At 36.6% G+C, this 15401-nt stretch carries 12 protein-coding genes and 1 other annotated feature; of the genes, 4 read left to right on the top strand and 8 right to left on the bottom strand.

Annotated elements, in window-relative coordinates; translation table 11 throughout:
- Window positions 1-6 precede the first annotated feature (6 nt).
- Window positions 7-3735, bottom strand: a complete 3729-nt coding sequence (locus tag ACIQX2_RS04495; RefSeq protein WP_402847413.1) for a DUF6359 domain-containing protein — start codon at window positions 3733-3735, stop codon at window positions 7-9.
- A gap of 418 nt (window positions 3736-4153) precedes the next feature.
- Window positions 4154-4654: a TspO/MBR family protein gene (locus ACIQX2_RS04490; RefSeq protein WP_402847412.1), complete on the bottom strand. Its 501-nt coding sequence runs from the start codon at window positions 4652-4654 to the stop codon at window positions 4154-4156.
- Window positions 4655-4790: 136 nt separating this feature from the next.
- Here ACIQX2_RS04490 and ACIQX2_RS04485 point away from each other — a divergent pair, with 136 nt between their 5' ends.
- The gene (locus ACIQX2_RS04485; protein WP_402847411.1) at window positions 4791-6179 is read left to right on the top strand and encodes a bifunctional metallophosphatase/5'-nucleotidase; all 1389 of its coding nucleotides are present in this window, start codon (window positions 4791-4793) and stop codon (window positions 6177-6179) included.
- Between the two features lie 5 nt (window positions 6180-6184).
- Window positions 6185-7234 (top strand): DmpA family aminopeptidase, encoded by a 1050-nt coding sequence (locus tag ACIQX2_RS04480; protein ID WP_402847410.1) that lies wholly within the window; start codon window positions 6185-6187, stop codon window positions 7232-7234.
- On the opposite strand, the gene ACIQX2_RS04475 is transcribed toward ACIQX2_RS04480, so the two are convergent.
- Together ACIQX2_RS04475 and ACIQX2_RS04470 are read right to left on the bottom strand one after the other, a co-directional pair.
- Window positions 7219-7419, bottom strand: coding sequence for a hypothetical protein (locus tag ACIQX2_RS04475; RefSeq protein WP_402847409.1), 201 nt, complete (start codon window positions 7417-7419; stop codon window positions 7219-7221). The genes ACIQX2_RS04480 and ACIQX2_RS04475 overlap by 16 nt on opposite strands.
- A 22-nt stretch (window positions 7420-7441) precedes the next feature.
- Window positions 7442-9577: a type IA DNA topoisomerase gene (locus ACIQX2_RS04470; RefSeq protein WP_402847408.1), complete on the bottom strand. Its 2136-nt coding sequence runs from the start codon at window positions 9575-9577 to the stop codon at window positions 7442-7444.
- A 176-nt stretch (window positions 9578-9753) separates the two neighbouring features.
- On the opposite strand from ACIQX2_RS04470, the gene ACIQX2_RS04465 reads away from it, so the two are divergent.
- Window positions 9754-10812, top strand: coding sequence for a C45 family autoproteolytic acyltransferase/hydrolase (locus tag ACIQX2_RS04465; RefSeq protein WP_402847407.1), 1059 nt, complete (start codon window positions 9754-9756; stop codon window positions 10810-10812).
- 69 nt (window positions 10813-10881) lie between these two features.
- Here ACIQX2_RS04465 and ACIQX2_RS04460 read toward each other — a convergent pair whose 3' ends face one another.
- A complete protein-coding gene (locus ACIQX2_RS04460) occupies window positions 10882-11202 on the bottom strand; it encodes a YflT domain-containing protein (RefSeq protein ID WP_402847406.1) in 321 nt (106 codons plus the stop codon).
- 151 nt (window positions 11203-11353) lie between these two features.
- On the opposite strand from ACIQX2_RS04460, the gene ACIQX2_RS04455 reads away from it, so the two are divergent.
- Entirely contained in the window at window positions 11354-11851 is a 498-nt protein-coding gene (locus ACIQX2_RS04455) for a flavin reductase family protein (protein ID WP_402847404.1), read from the top strand.
- Between the two features lie 273 nt (window positions 11852-12124).
- Here the strand turns inward: ACIQX2_RS04455 and ACIQX2_RS04450 are convergent, their stop codons facing one another.
- The 3 genes from ACIQX2_RS04450 to ACIQX2_RS04440 form a co-directional block, all read right to left on the bottom strand.
- Window positions 12125-12859, bottom strand: coding sequence for a metallophosphoesterase family protein (locus ACIQX2_RS04450; RefSeq protein WP_402847403.1), 735 nt, complete (start codon window positions 12857-12859; stop codon window positions 12125-12127).
- 19 nt (window positions 12860-12878) lie between these two features.
- Window positions 12879-13565 carry a TVP38/TMEM64 family protein gene (locus tag ACIQX2_RS04445; RefSeq protein WP_402847402.1) on the bottom strand — a complete coding sequence of 229 codons (687 nt, stop codon included), beginning with the start codon at window positions 13563-13565 and terminating at the stop codon, window positions 12879-12881.
- A gap of 283 nt (window positions 13566-13848) precedes the next feature.
- The gene (locus tag ACIQX2_RS04440) at window positions 13849-15051 is read right to left on the bottom strand and encodes an MFS transporter (RefSeq protein WP_402847401.1); all 1203 of its coding nucleotides are present in this window, start codon (window positions 15049-15051) and stop codon (window positions 13849-13851) included.
- A gap of 59 nt (window positions 15052-15110) precedes the next feature.
- Window positions 15111-15371, bottom strand: a binding site (T-box leader).
- Window positions 15372-15401: the final 30 nt, after the last annotated feature.

The following is a 15401-nucleotide window of genomic DNA, read 5'->3' as shown; positions in this document are numbered from 1 at the left end:
TGTCGTTCACTTAATCTTCTTGAATTTCCACTTCTTCGATTTTTGATCGTAAAAAGCGGCTTCTTGCGTTACTTTTTTACCTTCTGTAGTGATGACAAAGTACTCGGAGAAGCCTTCAGTAATTGCTTTGTTATTGCCATCAAGGAAAGCTATGTCTTTTAGTTTCAAATCGTCTTTAATTTTATGCTTGTTCTTTTCTTTCAGTAACCCTGGAGGGATATGATAATCCAAGTGCAAAGTGAACTGTCCGCTAGCTGCAAGTACATCAAAGTTTTTAGCTGGGATCAGGAATGTTCCATTGAGAAGCTCGATCATCACATCTTTGTCAGCCGCATCGATTTTACTTGTAGCTGCTTTAGTAAAATGGATTTTAACGTCTCCTGCATTGTGCATTACGGAGCCGTCTACTGTGATTACCTCGCTAGAAGTATCCACTTCATCTTCTGTAATAATAGTCTCTCCATCTTTTGCAGAATGGATATTAACAGTGATAGATACAGAGTTATCACCATATGCAGCGATAATAGTTGTAGTACCAGTTGCCTTGGCAGTGATTATACCTTTATCTACAGTAATAATTTCACTATCAAAGCCACTATAAGTTGCTTCAGAAGTAACATCTTTTGTTGTAGCAGTGCCATCTTGTTTCGTTGTTGTTTCGATAAGCTTAATATTAGACTTTTGATCTTTTTCTAGCTCAACTGCTGTTTTATCAGCTGCTAGTGTTTTTGTATCTGGTTCACTTAAATCTAATTGAATCAGAATTGGGTCATGGTCTGATGCACGACCGTGAATATCCATATAGTTAGCGTTAATGTGAATCATATCCACAGCAGTTTTACTAGCTAAATTATTTGTTACAAGAATATGGTCTAGTACTTGGTTGTTCCCTTGATAATAATAAGAGAAACGTTCGCCGGCCTGTACTTTTTCTACCATATTTGTTAAAATTCCACCTTTAAGTGCAGCAAGTGTTGGAGTGAATTCGAAATCATTCATATCCCCAGCAACGACTACATTTAAATCAGGATCTTTTTCTAGTCCTTTTTGAATGAAGTTGTTAATCATCGTAGCTAGTTCAATTCTTTCAGCCTCAGAGCCAAGCAATGGAGGCTGATTTTTACCGAATAAAGGTTGGTCTCCGCCTTTAGAATTTAAATGAGCACCGATTACGACTACTTTTTCTCCTTGGAACTCAAATTGTGCAGCTAATGGTTTACGAGTGTTTTCTTGTGGCAGGTCAAGAATTCTACCCGGATTCAACGTAAGATTTCCATCCTCGTCCCAAGCAACTTTTTCAGTTGAGCTTCCTTTTGTTCCTTCTGAAAGTGTTACACGTTCAGGGTTATAAAGGTAACCAACACGAATGTTACCGCCTGGCTGTCCGCCGTCCTGGTCATACTCTGGTGCTATGTCTGTCCAAGCATATGTTGGTCCACCGGCTTTCACAATTGCTGCGATTAACCGTTCATAGCTAGCGGAAGCATCTGTACTTCCAGATGCAGTAGGACCATCATTATCTTGTACTTCTACTAGTGTAATAATATCTGGAGATTTCATATTTTCCACGAAAGATTTTGCGATTTTTTCTACTTTCTCATCTGGCGTGTTTGTTGTATTTGTTGAGAAATTTTCCACATTATAAGCTGCTACTGTTAATTTATCTTCAGTAGGTTCAATATCTGTAACTACAGTCGGCTTTTCAATACGAGTGATTGGAGGAAGAGTAGACTCCTTTGTCCATAGCTTGAAGTTACCAAAGCCAAAGCCTAAAACTCCAACGATATCACCTGTATAATAATCGCCTGATTTAGCATCATAGGATTCGTTACCTGTTAATACTAATATCTTTTCAGGGTTATAGTCATTCGCAGATATATTAATTCCACCTAGAACATTGAACTCAGTGTTCATTGAGTTACCTGCAACTACAGGTATTTCTCCATATTCCTGTGGTCCAATTACTTTTGCGTTCGGTACAGCTATACGCATTAATTCAATAGATTCCCAAAAGTCAATTCCATCTTCTAATGGATCGAATGTTGTTAAACCATCATTATCAATGATTTCAGTTGGAGGAAAAATATCTTCTCCAATTACTAAAGGTTCAGGTAATTCAGCTGTTCCAGATTTAGTAGCGGCGGTTGCACGAATTCTAGTAATAGGAAGATCATTAGCTTTCATATCAGAATAGCCTTCGTAATACCATTCTTCTACTGTTCCAGCTACTGTAACTAAGTCACCTATAGCTAAACCATTGGAAGCTTTGTTGACAATTATTGCTTCAGATGTAGTATTGTCATCGTCCGGATTAATATCTTGGATAACAAAGTTTGCTGAATTGTATAAATGAGTTACGACTCCAGTAATCTCTTGAACTGTTGCTCCTTCATAGTCAGAAAAGTGGGCTTGTCCTTGGATATCTCGTATTGCTAGATTAGTCGTTTTTAACACATTATACGTAAAAGTGAATACGTCTGATGTAGTATCGCTAACTGCGATTGCTTTAATCGTTGTATCAGCTGTTAGTGTAATTGGTGAAGTATATAATGTGCTATCTACTGAAGGTGTTGAACCATCTAATGTGTAATAGATTGCTGCATTTTCAATAGGAGAGATTAAGGATATTTTAGTTCCTTCCGATACTGTCCCAGGGTAAATATCCGTATAGACTGCAGGCTTATTTACTATGTCAAAGCTCTCTAAACCGAGTGTTTTTAAATGATAAGTCGTGTTGAAGATTGATGAGATACCAGATACATGTACTAAGTCGCCTACTTTATAGCGCTGAGTGAATGTATTATAATCTAGACCATTTCGATTGTCGTTTCGAACTATAACGGACTCTCCGTTTTCATTTGTTGCAGTAAATTCAAATGTACCAAAATCGTTTGTTTTCTGTAAATCCGTAATAGTTACATTGTTTAATGCTACACGTTCCCCTTGAGTTTCCTCATTTACTCCAGCTGGTGAAATGATTTGCTCAATTGGAAGTTCATTGCCAGACGAAATTTTCGTTATTTTGGTAGGTTGAATTTGTAATTCCCCGCTGTAGGGACTAACTTTGCCCTCTAGTTCAACGACATCACCAGGATTAACATCTGCAGTAGATGTATATGCATAAATACCTGCTGTAGTATCTTGAATATAGAACGCTTTACCACCCCAGAATCCAGAGCCAGTTGTTACAGTTCCTGTTATTTTGATTAATTTGTTTGGATCTGTTACTGCACGAGCAGCTGCGATGTTTTCCAATTCCTCTGCTTTAGGAGCTTCAGGAGGAGTTTCCCCATCAGCAATTATCGTATAAGCAGTTGTGCTTTTTAAACCAGGAACAGAAAAGTATGCCTCTAATGAACCAGTCACAGTAATTTCTGCTTTAAAGTTTTCTGGATGATCTTTTAGATTTAATGCCGTACGGATTGCACCAGTTGGCAATTGTACAGGTAAAATATTGGCCGGATTTGTTTCATCTGGTGAATCTGCTAAACCAATATTAGTAGCTCCAGTAAATGGTGCTTCTTGATCGTAGGAAGTCCCAGAGATAGCTACACCAACAATATAACCATGAACAGTTGCTGTCCCAGAGTTATTTGCAATTGCCTCTGACACGCTGATTGGTTCAGCTGCCTGAACACTAGGGGCAATAATAAATGGCACAAACATGGAAACTACTAATATAAAGGAAATGATAACTTTATTATAAGCATGATTCCAAATACCCTTTTTCGTCATTTTATTCACTCCTTGTACAATTTTGTATTTCGCATAGATTATAGCAAAACAAAATGTCAGGATTGTGTGAAATTTGTAAAAACTTAAATATTCCAATAAAAACAGGTGAGAAGTAGGTAAGTAGAATTATTTTCTATTAAAAAATAACTACGGCTTATTGAATCTAAAGGACTGCAAAATTTGTATAAATTAGAGTTGACAAGTAATGGAGCTGGAAAGCATAGATAAGGTTTTTCTATGATGGAAGATGAAGTCCGAAAACTTGCGGAAAGTATGAAGGGGAAACAGGATGAATTGTTCGATTATCGATGAATCGGAGTAGTTACGATAAAGTAAAAGACTTTTAAACTAAATTAAATACCAGGCATCAGGTTACTGATGCCTGGTATTTTTAATAATTAGAAGGCTTGCATTCTGATTACTTATTTAATTTCCAAACAGCATAATTTAGACCCAATGCAAAAGCAACCCATCCTACATATGGAATCATTAGAGCTCCAGCTGTATTATCTACTTGTTGAAACTCGTATGCCGTTAACGCAATGCATGCTAGCATAAGGCTAATTTCTACAAGTGCAGTTCCACGTAATCCCCAACGGAAAAATAGAAAAGACCATAAAAAGTTTAACCCTAATTTTAAGTCATATAAGGGGATAGCAGGTGAAGAATCTTTCCCTGTACTTTTCGTCTTTTGGTCTACACGGTATTTAGCAATTCCCATCGTTGTATAAAGTGCAGTCCAAACAATCGGAAAAACAACACCAGGTGGTGAGAATGACGGTTGCTTTAGTTTTTTGTATTTCTCTTGTGCATTTTTATTGGCAATCCAACCTGTAATAGAGCCACCAATTACTGGTATAAGGATACTAAGTGCTAAATTTTTTTTGTTTATACGACCATTTACTTGTAGTATTTCCATTTAACAACCTCCGAACTCTATTTATTATTAGATTCCCTAAACTTCTCGAAATAATCTATTTTTAAAAAATAAAATAATTTGAAAAATAAGAATATGGTATAATTATCAAGTTAAAATATAGACTAGGAGCGTACAAATGAGACTTAAGATTATTCATACAAATGACGTACATAGTAATTTTGATAACTATAAAAAAGTAGTTACTTTAATCAATGAACATAAAGATGAAAATACGATTATTTTAGACGGTGGAGATTTTGCTGATTTTAAAAGTATCGAGCTCCAAGGTACTAGGGGTATGGCCGCTATAGAGTTGTTGGAAGCTGCAGGGTACGATGCAATAACGATTGGTAACAATGAGATGTTCAATGGAATAGACACATTAGAGCTTATGGCGAGTAACAGTTCTATTCCATTTATAAGCAATAATTTGTTTAAAAAAGATTGTTCCAATATTAATGGAGTTAAAGCTAGTGTTATTTTAGAAAAAAGCGGACTTCGAATTCTCATTACAGGTTCTTCTCCCGATATGGGGGTTTTTAATGAGGGCTTAGGCATTCACATGACCGATTATTCTAGCGCTATAAAAGAAGAAATCCAGAAAAATAAAGATAAGTATGATGTTTGTATTTTGCTAAGTCATGTAGGTACATTTGTTGATCAACCACTTGCTGAAGAGATTAAAGAGATCGATATTATTATTTCTGCTCACGATCACAAATTGTTTGACCAAGCAAAGATTATTGATAAGACTATAATAAATAGTGCAGGTAATTATGGGGAACATGTAGGTATTATGGAATTAGAAATACAGGATGGAAAAGTACATCTTGTCCATTCAGAGACTATTTCTACAAAAGATATAATAGAGAATGAACAGATAGATTCTATCTTAAGATTAAATAAAGAGAAAGCTATAGAAGCTTTAAGTAAACCTTTGTATACAGTGGAACATCCGTTTTGGCATGACGTAGTAGAAGAGAATCCAATATCCAATTTAATAGCCGACGGATTAAGGGATATGCTGGGAACAGAAATTGGTCTTATCAATAGTGGTATTTGTAATGCAGGTATATTTCATGAAATGACACAAAAAAAGCTAATTGAAATATGTCCTTCTCCGTTAAATCCAACTTCCTTTGAGATTCAAGGTAAGTTTTTAGGAGAAGCGTTGGAGCAGTCATTAGATACGCAGGTTTGCCTCGGAGATGGAAGAGGGCCGGGATTTAGAGGGAGATTTGTAGGAAGATTGCATGTTTCGGGAGTTCAAATAGATCATGATGGTAAGAAAATACATGCAATCTATGTAAATGGAAAATTATTAGAAGAGGATAGATGGTACTTAGTCGGTAGCTCTGATTATTTACAAAGAGGTTCTGGGTATCCCTGTCTTGCAAACAATAGAAATGAACGATATTTAGGGGAAGAGATAAAAGATGTTCTGCGTTTATATGGGGAAAAGAAAGACTTTTGCGAGGAATCAATTATTCATAAATGGAAAGAAGTTTCTAAAATAAGGGGATAGAAAACATGGAGCCTAAAAAGATTAGACAACGTGGTATGCCAATAGGGGTTTTGCCAGTCGGTCAAAAGAATTGCATAACAGATGTAGAAGGCGTGAAGGTGGGGCATATTACACTAGATAGTTCTCTTGGGGGAGAAGAATATGCCTGTACTGGCGTAACCGCAATCCTACCGCATGGGGGTAATTTGTTTCGACAGAAAGTAGTTGGAGCAAGCTATGTTCTAAACGGTTTCGGAAAAACGACGGGTCTTGTTCAAGTAAATGAACTAGGGCTAATTGAATCACCGATCATGCTGACGAATACTTTTGGTATTCCAGCAGTTATGCAAGGGACTCTCGAGTATATGCTAGAAAGAAATCCAGAAATAGGTGAATCTACGGGTACAATTAATATAGTGGTAGGGGAATGTAATGATAGTAGGTTAAATTCGATTCGAAAGCTACCAGTTCAAACGAAACATGCGATTGACTGTATTCAAGGTGCTTCGTCTGAAACCTCACCGGAGGGAGCAGTTGGTGCGGGTAAAGGTATGATTTGCTTTGGATATAAGGGAGGCATAGGTTCCTCTTCACGTATTATCCACGATAAAGATAAGAACTATTCGATTGGATGTATGGTTCTTAGCAACTTTGGAAGAAAAGAGGAATTCCAAGCTTCCCGGTATAAGGTGAATGTAAATGAAGATGTTCCTCACTTTCCTAAGCCTGCTGATGGGTCCATTATGATTGTATTGGCGACAGATGCACCTTTAAGTCACAGACAGCTTACACGATTTGCTAAAAGATGCGGGGTAGGGCTAGGACGGACCGGTAGTCATTTTAGTAATGGAAGTGGAGACGTTGTCATAGCATTCTCAACTGCTCATAAAATTCAGCATAATTCTGAAGAAATTGTGGAAACAAGACTGCAATTAAGAGATGATCATCCCATTATGAATGAGTTTTTCCAAGGAGTGGCAGAGGTTACGGAAGAAGCCATATTAAATTCTTTATCACAGGCAATAGCTACAACAGGACGAAATGGAACAACCGTTTATTCCTATCCTTTTGAATGAAATAAAGGCTGATCTTCGCTATTGAGGTCAGCCTTTTCGATGTTTAATGCTTTAATAAAGGTCTTGTGCTGAACAGTTTTTGATAAAATCGATCGATGCTGACCGATAATCGATCGACCATCGCCAAATATCGATCGACTAGCGACGATAATCGGTCGATCACCACCAAACATCGATCGACACAACTCGATAACCGATCACAAAGAATTATTCTTTTTTAAACTCTAGTTTTATTTTTCCTTCAACTAATGCTAAGCTCGCATCAAACTTTTGACCGTTTTCAGCTTCAAATCCTTTGATGATGTTTGTTTTCCCCTTTGTACAAAGCAGCTTTATTTGGCTAGGTGTTATTTTTTTCTTTAAAAAGTATCCGTTAAACGTCTGTGTACAACCATTTTTATACTCTGTGCAGCCATAAAAGTTCTTATGGGCAATGATCGATCCTTTTTGACATTTAGGACAGGCTACAATAGGATCTCTTTTGAACTTATCAAACTTGGAGGCACGAGGTGCTAGCTTTATATTAATCTGTTTAGTATTTAATTGATTGGGAACCTCATCCATCAAGCTTTGGATAAACTTAGCTATACTACCTAGAAAACGATCCATCGAGCCTTCCCCATTACCGATTTTTCGTAAATAGGTTTCCCATTTAGCTGTCATAGATGGACTAGCAAGAAGATTACCCTCTATTGCCTGACAGAGTACACGACCTTTATCAGTTATGGAAACAATGTTCTTCGATACACTTATATAGCCATGTCGTTTAATCGTTTCAATAATTCCACTACGTGTTGCTTCTGTGCCGAGACCTTCTACTTCTTTTAAAATTTCAGTTTCTAGTTTATCCTCCACAAGCTTTCCACAGGTTTTCATCATAGCGATAAGCTGTCCTTCCGTATAAGGCTTTGGAGGCATAGTTTTTCCTTCTTTAATACCGATTTCACTCTCAACTTTTTCCTTCTCTTGCAATGGAGGAAGTGGATGTTCTTCTTTCTCTTTAGATGAACGGGTAAATAATGCTTTCCAGCCCTGATCTCGCTCTGTTTTTCCAGTTGTGAAAAAGGGGAGACCATTCACATCTGTTGTAACCTTGGTCTCTGTATATAAATAATCGGAATGGAACATCGCCAAAGTAGTGCGGACGATTTCTTCATAAAGATTTCGCTCGAGAATAGAAAGTCCACCCAACTTTGCGGGTGTTGGGAGCTTCTTCGTTGGAATAATGGCATAATGCTCCTGGACTTTCGAGCTATCGACATATCGTTTTTTAGGAACGAGTGAAGCAACTTCAAAAGGAAGACCAATAATTTGCTGATAAGCCGAAACCTGAGCAGCGATATAGGAAAACTCGTTTGGTGTAATATGTCTTGCATCCGTTCTCGGGTAAGAAACTAATTTTTTTTCATAAAGTCCCTGCATCGTTTTTAATACATCTGCTGGACTCGTTTTCCACAACCGATTGGCGGTAGCCTGTAATGTCGACAAAGAATGGAGCTGGGGTGGCGGAGTTCGCTTATCTACTTTTTCAACAGAAGTAATAACACCCGGTGAATTTGGTTGAATATAATGGTTAGAAAGAAGTGCTTGAATTTTTTCTTTTTTGGATTCCTTCGCTTTCGCTTTTCCCTTGTATGCTCCTTTTTCTGCATGGAAGGTAGCTTCTATCTCATAAAAAGGCTCCGATACAAATTGTTCAATTTCCAGTTGACGTTGATAAATCAAGAAAATGGTCGGTGATTGAACTCTTCCAATAGGAAATACTTCTTTAATGCCTTGTCCCTGCAACAATAACGAATATAATCTAGAACCGTTCATACCTACTAACCAATCACTAATTTGACGAGCTTTGGCTTCGTCGTATAATAATAGATCCTTACGATTATCCTGTAAGTTACTAAAGCCCTTTAGCACTTCCTCAATCTCTAAGGAATTAATCCATAAGCGTTTAATCGTTTGACCGCGTGCTCCACTTTGGTTGTATATACTATAGAAGATATTCGAACCTTCTCGGTCTACGTCGCACGCATTAATAACCGTATCTGTAGCTTTAAGTAATTTTTTGACGACAGAAAATTGTTTAAATTTTCCTTTGGCAATTTGAAATTCATACTTCTCTGGTAAGATGGGTAAACTTGCAAGTGACCATTTATTCCACTTCGGATCATATGCTTTCGGTTCTTTTAGTTCCACAAGATGTCCAATTCCCCAAGTAATATAGGCTCCCTCAGGAAAAATGGGACATGGTTGGATTTCTAAATATCCTTCGTGTCGTTTTACCTTAAAAGCATCCGCATATGCTTTTGCCTGACTAGGCTTTTCTGCTAAAATAACAGGTTTCATGATTTCACCTCATTGGTTTCAATAATAGAAACGCTAGTTCTATTATTATCGCATAAATATGAAATGTTTTCTATTTCAACTATTTGACACGGTATAGTCCTAATGATAGGATTGGCAAATATCCTAACAATAGGATAAATTCAAGCATCCTAAAAAATGACGAGGAGAATATGTATATGAATCATTTTTATAGCGATGTCATTCAGTATAGAGGAAATCATTATGATTTCGGTTATATGCAAGGGGAGCTTTTAAAGGAGTCACCTATTTTATTTAACCGCGAAAAACAATGGGATTCCATGAGAAAACGTCATTTTACTATAAACCAAAAAGAAGCAGTCCAACTATTTTCTACATTTCTTCCTAGCATGCTGGATGAACTACAGGGACTAGCAGATGCACTCCATTGTACAATGGAGGAAGCACTCAGAGAGTTCGGTGGGTATTATGTCGATTATGAGAAAAGTGGATGCTCTATTTTAACAGGATCTGAATATATAATACGTAATTATGATAGCCATCCCGGATACTACGAAGGGCGGTATGTCATTTATCAACCTACAGATAAGGGCTATGCGACGATAGGTCCTTCCATGCAAATAACAGGACGTACCGATGGGATGAATGAAAAAGGGCTTGCAATGGGTTATAACTTTATAAACCGGGTTCGTTCAGAAGATGGATTTGTATGTAATATGATTGGTCGAATTATTTTAGAAAGTTGTGCAAATGTAAGTGAAGCTATCACTTTATTAAAAGAAATTCCTCATCGAACTTCATTTAATTATGTTCTACTCGATCCAAGTGGGGATACATTTGTGGTAGAAGCCTCTCCTAGAAAGGTAATCGCGAAAAAATCGAATATTAGTACAAATCATTTTGAAATATTAACCGAAGAAAATCGTTATCGCACGAATGATTCTTTGAGAAGACATAAAATACTGGAAAGTCAGCAAAGTGATGACATGGATATATATGGGGCATATCAAAGCTTGAACGATACAGAGAATGAGATATTTTCTAGCAAATATGATGCATCTGCAGGAACAATACACACATCTGCTTATATTCCGAGCGCAAAAAAGGCTTTATTTGCTATCGGGGGAAATCGGGCACCAGTTATCATAGATTTTAATCGCTTCTTAGAAGGGGAAAGAATAAATATAAAGCAAATAAAAGGAATGCTTAATTATCATATACCATTTGTTAATATGGATAGAGTTTACGAAAAATAAACGCGGAGAAAATGATAAAATACAAATAAAAACCCATTCCTAAAAAGGAATGGGAAGTGCTTTTCTTATTTAGTTATGCGCAATAATAACTAATTTACCTTTGTCTAGTTCTTTTTCAGCTGCTTCAGCCTCTTGTTTAGAAATTCCGGCAGCTTCCATTTTGCTACGAAGTTCATCTCCTCGAGAGGTAAACATATTTTTAAATGATTGTAAAAAGCCTTGCTCTTTCATACCGACATCAGATGTGTCGAGCGCATCGTTGATATCGTCTGCTCTTTCTTTAAAATGGGCGAAAATATGAATATTGTCTCGAACGTATCCTTGTGTTTCAAGTTTTTCAATTTCTTGTTTAGCTTGAACTGCATTTTCAACTGTTAGTTTGACTGTCATGTAAATTCCTCCATTTTGTTAGTAATGTATTCTAGTATATATTTACCCGGTAGTAGCAACTTTAAACAAATAGGAACGGATGAATCCAAATGTGTGAAAGAATGGGTTGGTTTTGATATGCTTAAAAGAAAAAAGAATGGATGTTATATAGATGGAAAATAAATTAGATCAAGTAGCCAGCTTTAAAGCGGCCATGGGAAATTATCCTACTGGGGTCACTGTAGTCACTGCTTTTAATAGTGAAGGTAAACCAATGGGTTTGACTGTAAATTCCTTCGCTTCTGTTTCGTTGGATCCATTATTAATATTATGGTCTATTGATAAAAGGGTATTTTCGTATGACGAGTTTTTAAAAGTAGATAAATTTACGGTGAATATTCTAGCAGCAGATCAAGGAGATATCTGTAATCTATTCGCTAGTAGAGTGGAGGATAGATTTGCACAATGTGAATGGAATAAATCAGAGTTGGATTTGCCGGTGCTTTCTAACTCGCTAGCAACTTTAGAATGTAAAGTATTTAACAAAGTGGAAGCTGGCGACCATACAATTATGATTGGTGAAGTACTACACATTCAAAATGCGGCAAAAGAGCCTTTGTTATATCACCGTAGAAATATCGGTGCTATACCAACAGAATTTTATAAATGATCAATACTTGAAAAGGATATCCAGATGGATGTCCTTTTTTAGTGGCGACATAGTAATTTTTTTACTCATTCAAAGGTTATTTAATAGTAGAGAACTAAAATGCCCACCAAGTAATTTCTTGGAGGACATTTTTTTGAGTCAAGAAAGTATATGACTATTTATTAAACGTCGGTCTAGATTTAGCGCCCAGCCCCTCGTGTGTTTCAGAATTTCGGTAAAGGCATTATAAGCCTTTATGTGAAATCCCACCAGTACTTCTCTGAGGTAAAACTATTATTCTTTATAAAAAAGCTTAAACAATATTTCTCTTTGTGGTACTTGGAGTTTCTCAAATTTTTCTAGGAAAGCTTCTTTGTCATACTTAACGTGGTGAATTGTAACTGCTGGTTTATCGAAACCAAAGTCTATTATTGCATAAGGTGCAGTATTTCCTTTAGACACACCAAGGGCTCCTGGATTCAATAGGATCTTGTTGTCTGTTTTAAAAAGATGCTCAGGATGATTATGCCCAAAGCAAATAATATCAGCAGGATAATCACCAAACATGTTGATCGAATTTTCTAGCGTTGGCTCTAAAATAGTATAAAAGGGCTCTTCTCTAATATGAGCATCACGCATATGTGCTTCTATATGGTAGTGGATACCAAATAGACGCGTGCCATTAATTTCTTTTGTAATTATTCTTGGTAATTGCTGAAGGCGTTTCACATTTTCACTTGTTAATTGGTTAGCAATCCATTCATGGTGATCGCGTGTATGCTTGTAACTATCAGGATGGCCTTCACCTAAAATAAGGGATAGGATAGCTTCGTCATGATTGCCAGTAATCATTCGAACATCTGGACGCTCAAATAGAATATCAAGAACCTCATTTGTATCTGGCCCCATAGCAATCATGTCCCCAAGACACCAAATTTCCTGCACCTCTTTATCAATATCTATTTTATTCAAAACAGATTGTAAAGCAAGTTCGTTTCCGTGAATATCTGTTATGATCGCAATCTTCAAAAATAATCCCCCCTATAGCTTAGTCTAACGTTTCCACTTTTTCAGTAGCTTTTTTTTTGTGCTTCACATATTTCATTACATAATAAATTAGAATCGTCACAAAGACTATTCCGAAAATGACGAATTCATCAACCTCAGACGACAGTATCCCAGCTGGTATAAGGGCAAGAACAAAAAAATACAGGAAATTTCCAATTGCAGTAGCTACGGTAAAGGGGACGATTCGTATTGTGCTTAGCCCTGACAAGATATTTATCAGACTTGTTGGGATAAAAGGGAAAAGTCTTCCTTGAAGCACATAAGCAAAACCATTTGCATCAACCTTTTCGATCAAACCTTTATTGAACTTATCTATAATAATTTCTTGGAAAACATAGCGAACACCGGAAAACACAATGATGGAAGCAATGACACCCGTAAACCAGCTCCATAAGAATCCGTTAATAAATCCAAATAACGTAATATTGATTGTAATTACTAAAATAAGTGGGAATATAGTAAATGAATTTTGTATGAGCATGACTAGCGCCATAAAAAAAAGAGAATAGCCGATATTTCTTTCTAAAAACAGTTGGACTTCATCTATATCTCCAAGCAATAAAGACGTCACAATATCTTTGTTTAATAAGACAAAAACTAAAGTTAGCAGCAAACCGCCCCATATAATCCATTGCCTTTTCGTAAGATGTTGAATTTTACTTTTCATTTGTTAACGTCACCTAGTCCTTCTCAAGTTTATCCCGTATTTACGGGCCGTCATCTCATCCTCTATAGCTTATCCCAACTAACAAAGCATATGTGGAGGACAACTGCCCCTAAAAGTCCGAATGGTTCAACTAACTATCAGTGGCAATGAAGAAAATTATTACTGATTGAAGTTTCACTTTATTCCAATCGTAACATGGTTTGAGGTTACTAAAAAACTTTTAAGGTCCCTTCTTAAAAAGATATTCAAATGAATCTTGTAAAGACCGAAAAAACGCATTCTTTTAGGCTATTTTCCTTTTAACTTTACTTGCTGAAAGAAAAGTTAAGTTGAGAGCCACACAAAACATTAGAATAGAACCTCCAATGACGACCTCTCTAACAGATAGCCATTGAGTAGCAAATCCTAGGAAAAGAATAACGATAATTTGTATAAAACTCGATATCATCTCATAAAGGCTTGATATTCTACCCATCATATCGGTAGGGATATTGGATTGAATATATGTCATAAATCCCGTATTTGAAATAGATAAAAAAAATGAAAGAACAAAAAATCCGATACTTGCTAACAAATAGGTTGTGGAAAAACTGTAAATAACATAACCAACTGAGACAAACAGTGCCCCGATACTCATCAATAGTTTAGCTGGAGCTAATCTTACTAATACGTTGGTACAGATAGCACCTACTAGAAAACCAATCCCAGCAAGAGTGACGAGAGATCCATAGGCAGTATTGGATAGATTGAGAACCTTCTTAGCAAAGGTCACTTCCATGGAATCTAAAGCGGCAGTGAGTAGCATTGCCATTTGAAACATCATATATATGACGAAAAAAGGAATAGCCTTTTTACTAAAATATATAACTAAACTCCAATCATTTCGGATGTTCAACCAAGTTATTCTTGAGTTTTCATAGTTAGCTGTAGACATTTGTTTTGGGAGTAGAAGTGTAAGAGCAGCACATAAAAGAAAAATAAAGACGTTTACAAATAGTGCTTCCTTAAGCGAACCAATCATAAATAAAACACCTGCAATTAAAGGGCCAGTTACAAATGCACCTGAATGTACCAAGCTAAGAATTGCGTTAAACCGATGTCTTATATTTTCAGGGAGCAAATGTGTCATATAAGTAAAGGATGCTGGCTCAAATATTGCCCCAGCCATCTGAATGAAAAACACTAGTATATAACTGAAAAGAATGGAATCGGAAAAAGGGATGAAGAAAATTAAGATTGCTCTAACTATGTCCAAATAAACCATAATATGCTTAGTAGAAACTCGGTCAATGATACTTCCAGCCCATGGCCCGACTAATAACTGAGTGATCGGCTTGATAATATATAATGTAGCAACGGCTAGAGCAGATCCGGTAATGTCTAATACCATTAAGTTAATCGTTAATAAGTATATCCACCCTCCGATATTGGCGAAGCCAACGGAACACAAATATAAAATAGGGAACTTCCATTTAAAGGAACTCATTTTAAAACCTCCGACATATTTTATTGGCCAATAAAAAATCCCACCCCCAAGACTGCTGTCTTAGGGACGAGATCAATATGTCGTGGTGCCACCCTAGTTTGCCCTAATGTCACCATTAGTGGCCTTTTCAAGTACGGCATGTATGCATGCTTATACCCTAGCTCGATAACAGGAGCGTCTGTCACATAATACCTTGTTCTGTACAAGTCCTATATGAAGCTCAGAGGCTTGTTTCGGTAACTTCATTCTTACCCATTCGCAGCTAACAGGGCTCTCTGTTAAGAAATTCGATTACCTACTCTTCTCTTCATTGCTTTTTAATTTTTCCTATCATACCATATCTACCTTTA

This window comes from Psychrobacillus sp. NPDC096623, from assembly GCF_044762655.1.
Taxonomy (GTDB): Bacteria; Bacillota; Bacilli; order Bacillales_A; family Planococcaceae; genus Psychrobacillus.
This window is presented reverse-complemented; position numbering and strand designations above follow the sequence as displayed.

What these genes read in the sequence shown, in the direction of transcription:
- ACIQX2_RS04495 (WP_402847413.1), bottom strand. Translation starts at nt 3,735, where the DNA reads ATGACGAAAAAGGGTATTTGGAATCATGCTTATAATAAAGTTATCATT.
- ACIQX2_RS04490 (WP_402847412.1), bottom strand. Translation starts at nt 4,654, where the DNA reads ATGGAAATACTACAAGTAAATGGTCGTATAAACAAAAAAAATTTAGCA.
- ACIQX2_RS04485 (WP_402847411.1), top strand. Translation starts at nt 4,791, where the DNA reads ATGAGACTTAAGATTATTCATACAAATGACGTACATAGTAATTTTGAT.
- ACIQX2_RS04480 (WP_402847410.1), top strand. Translation starts at nt 6,185, where the DNA reads ATGGAGCCTAAAAAGATTAGACAACGTGGTATGCCAATAGGGGTTTTG.
- ACIQX2_RS04470 (WP_402847408.1), bottom strand. Translation starts at nt 9,577, where the DNA reads ATGAAACCTGTTATTTTAGCAGAAAAGCCTAGTCAGGCAAAAGCATAT.
- ACIQX2_RS04465 (WP_402847407.1), top strand. Translation starts at nt 9,754, where the DNA reads ATGAATCATTTTTATAGCGATGTCATTCAGTATAGAGGAAATCATTAT.
- ACIQX2_RS04460 (WP_402847406.1), bottom strand. Translation starts at nt 11,202, where the DNA reads ATGACAGTCAAACTAACAGTTGAAAATGCAGTTCAAGCTAAACAAGAA.
- ACIQX2_RS04455 (WP_402847404.1), top strand. Translation starts at nt 11,354, where the DNA reads ATGGAAAATAAATTAGATCAAGTAGCCAGCTTTAAAGCGGCCATGGGA.
- ACIQX2_RS04445 (WP_402847402.1), bottom strand. Translation starts at nt 13,565, where the DNA reads ATGAAAAGTAAAATTCAACATCTTACGAAAAGGCAATGGATTATATGG.
- ACIQX2_RS04440 (WP_402847401.1), bottom strand. Translation starts at nt 15,051, where the DNA reads ATGAGTTCCTTTAAATGGAAGTTCCCTATTTTATATTTGTGTTCCGTT.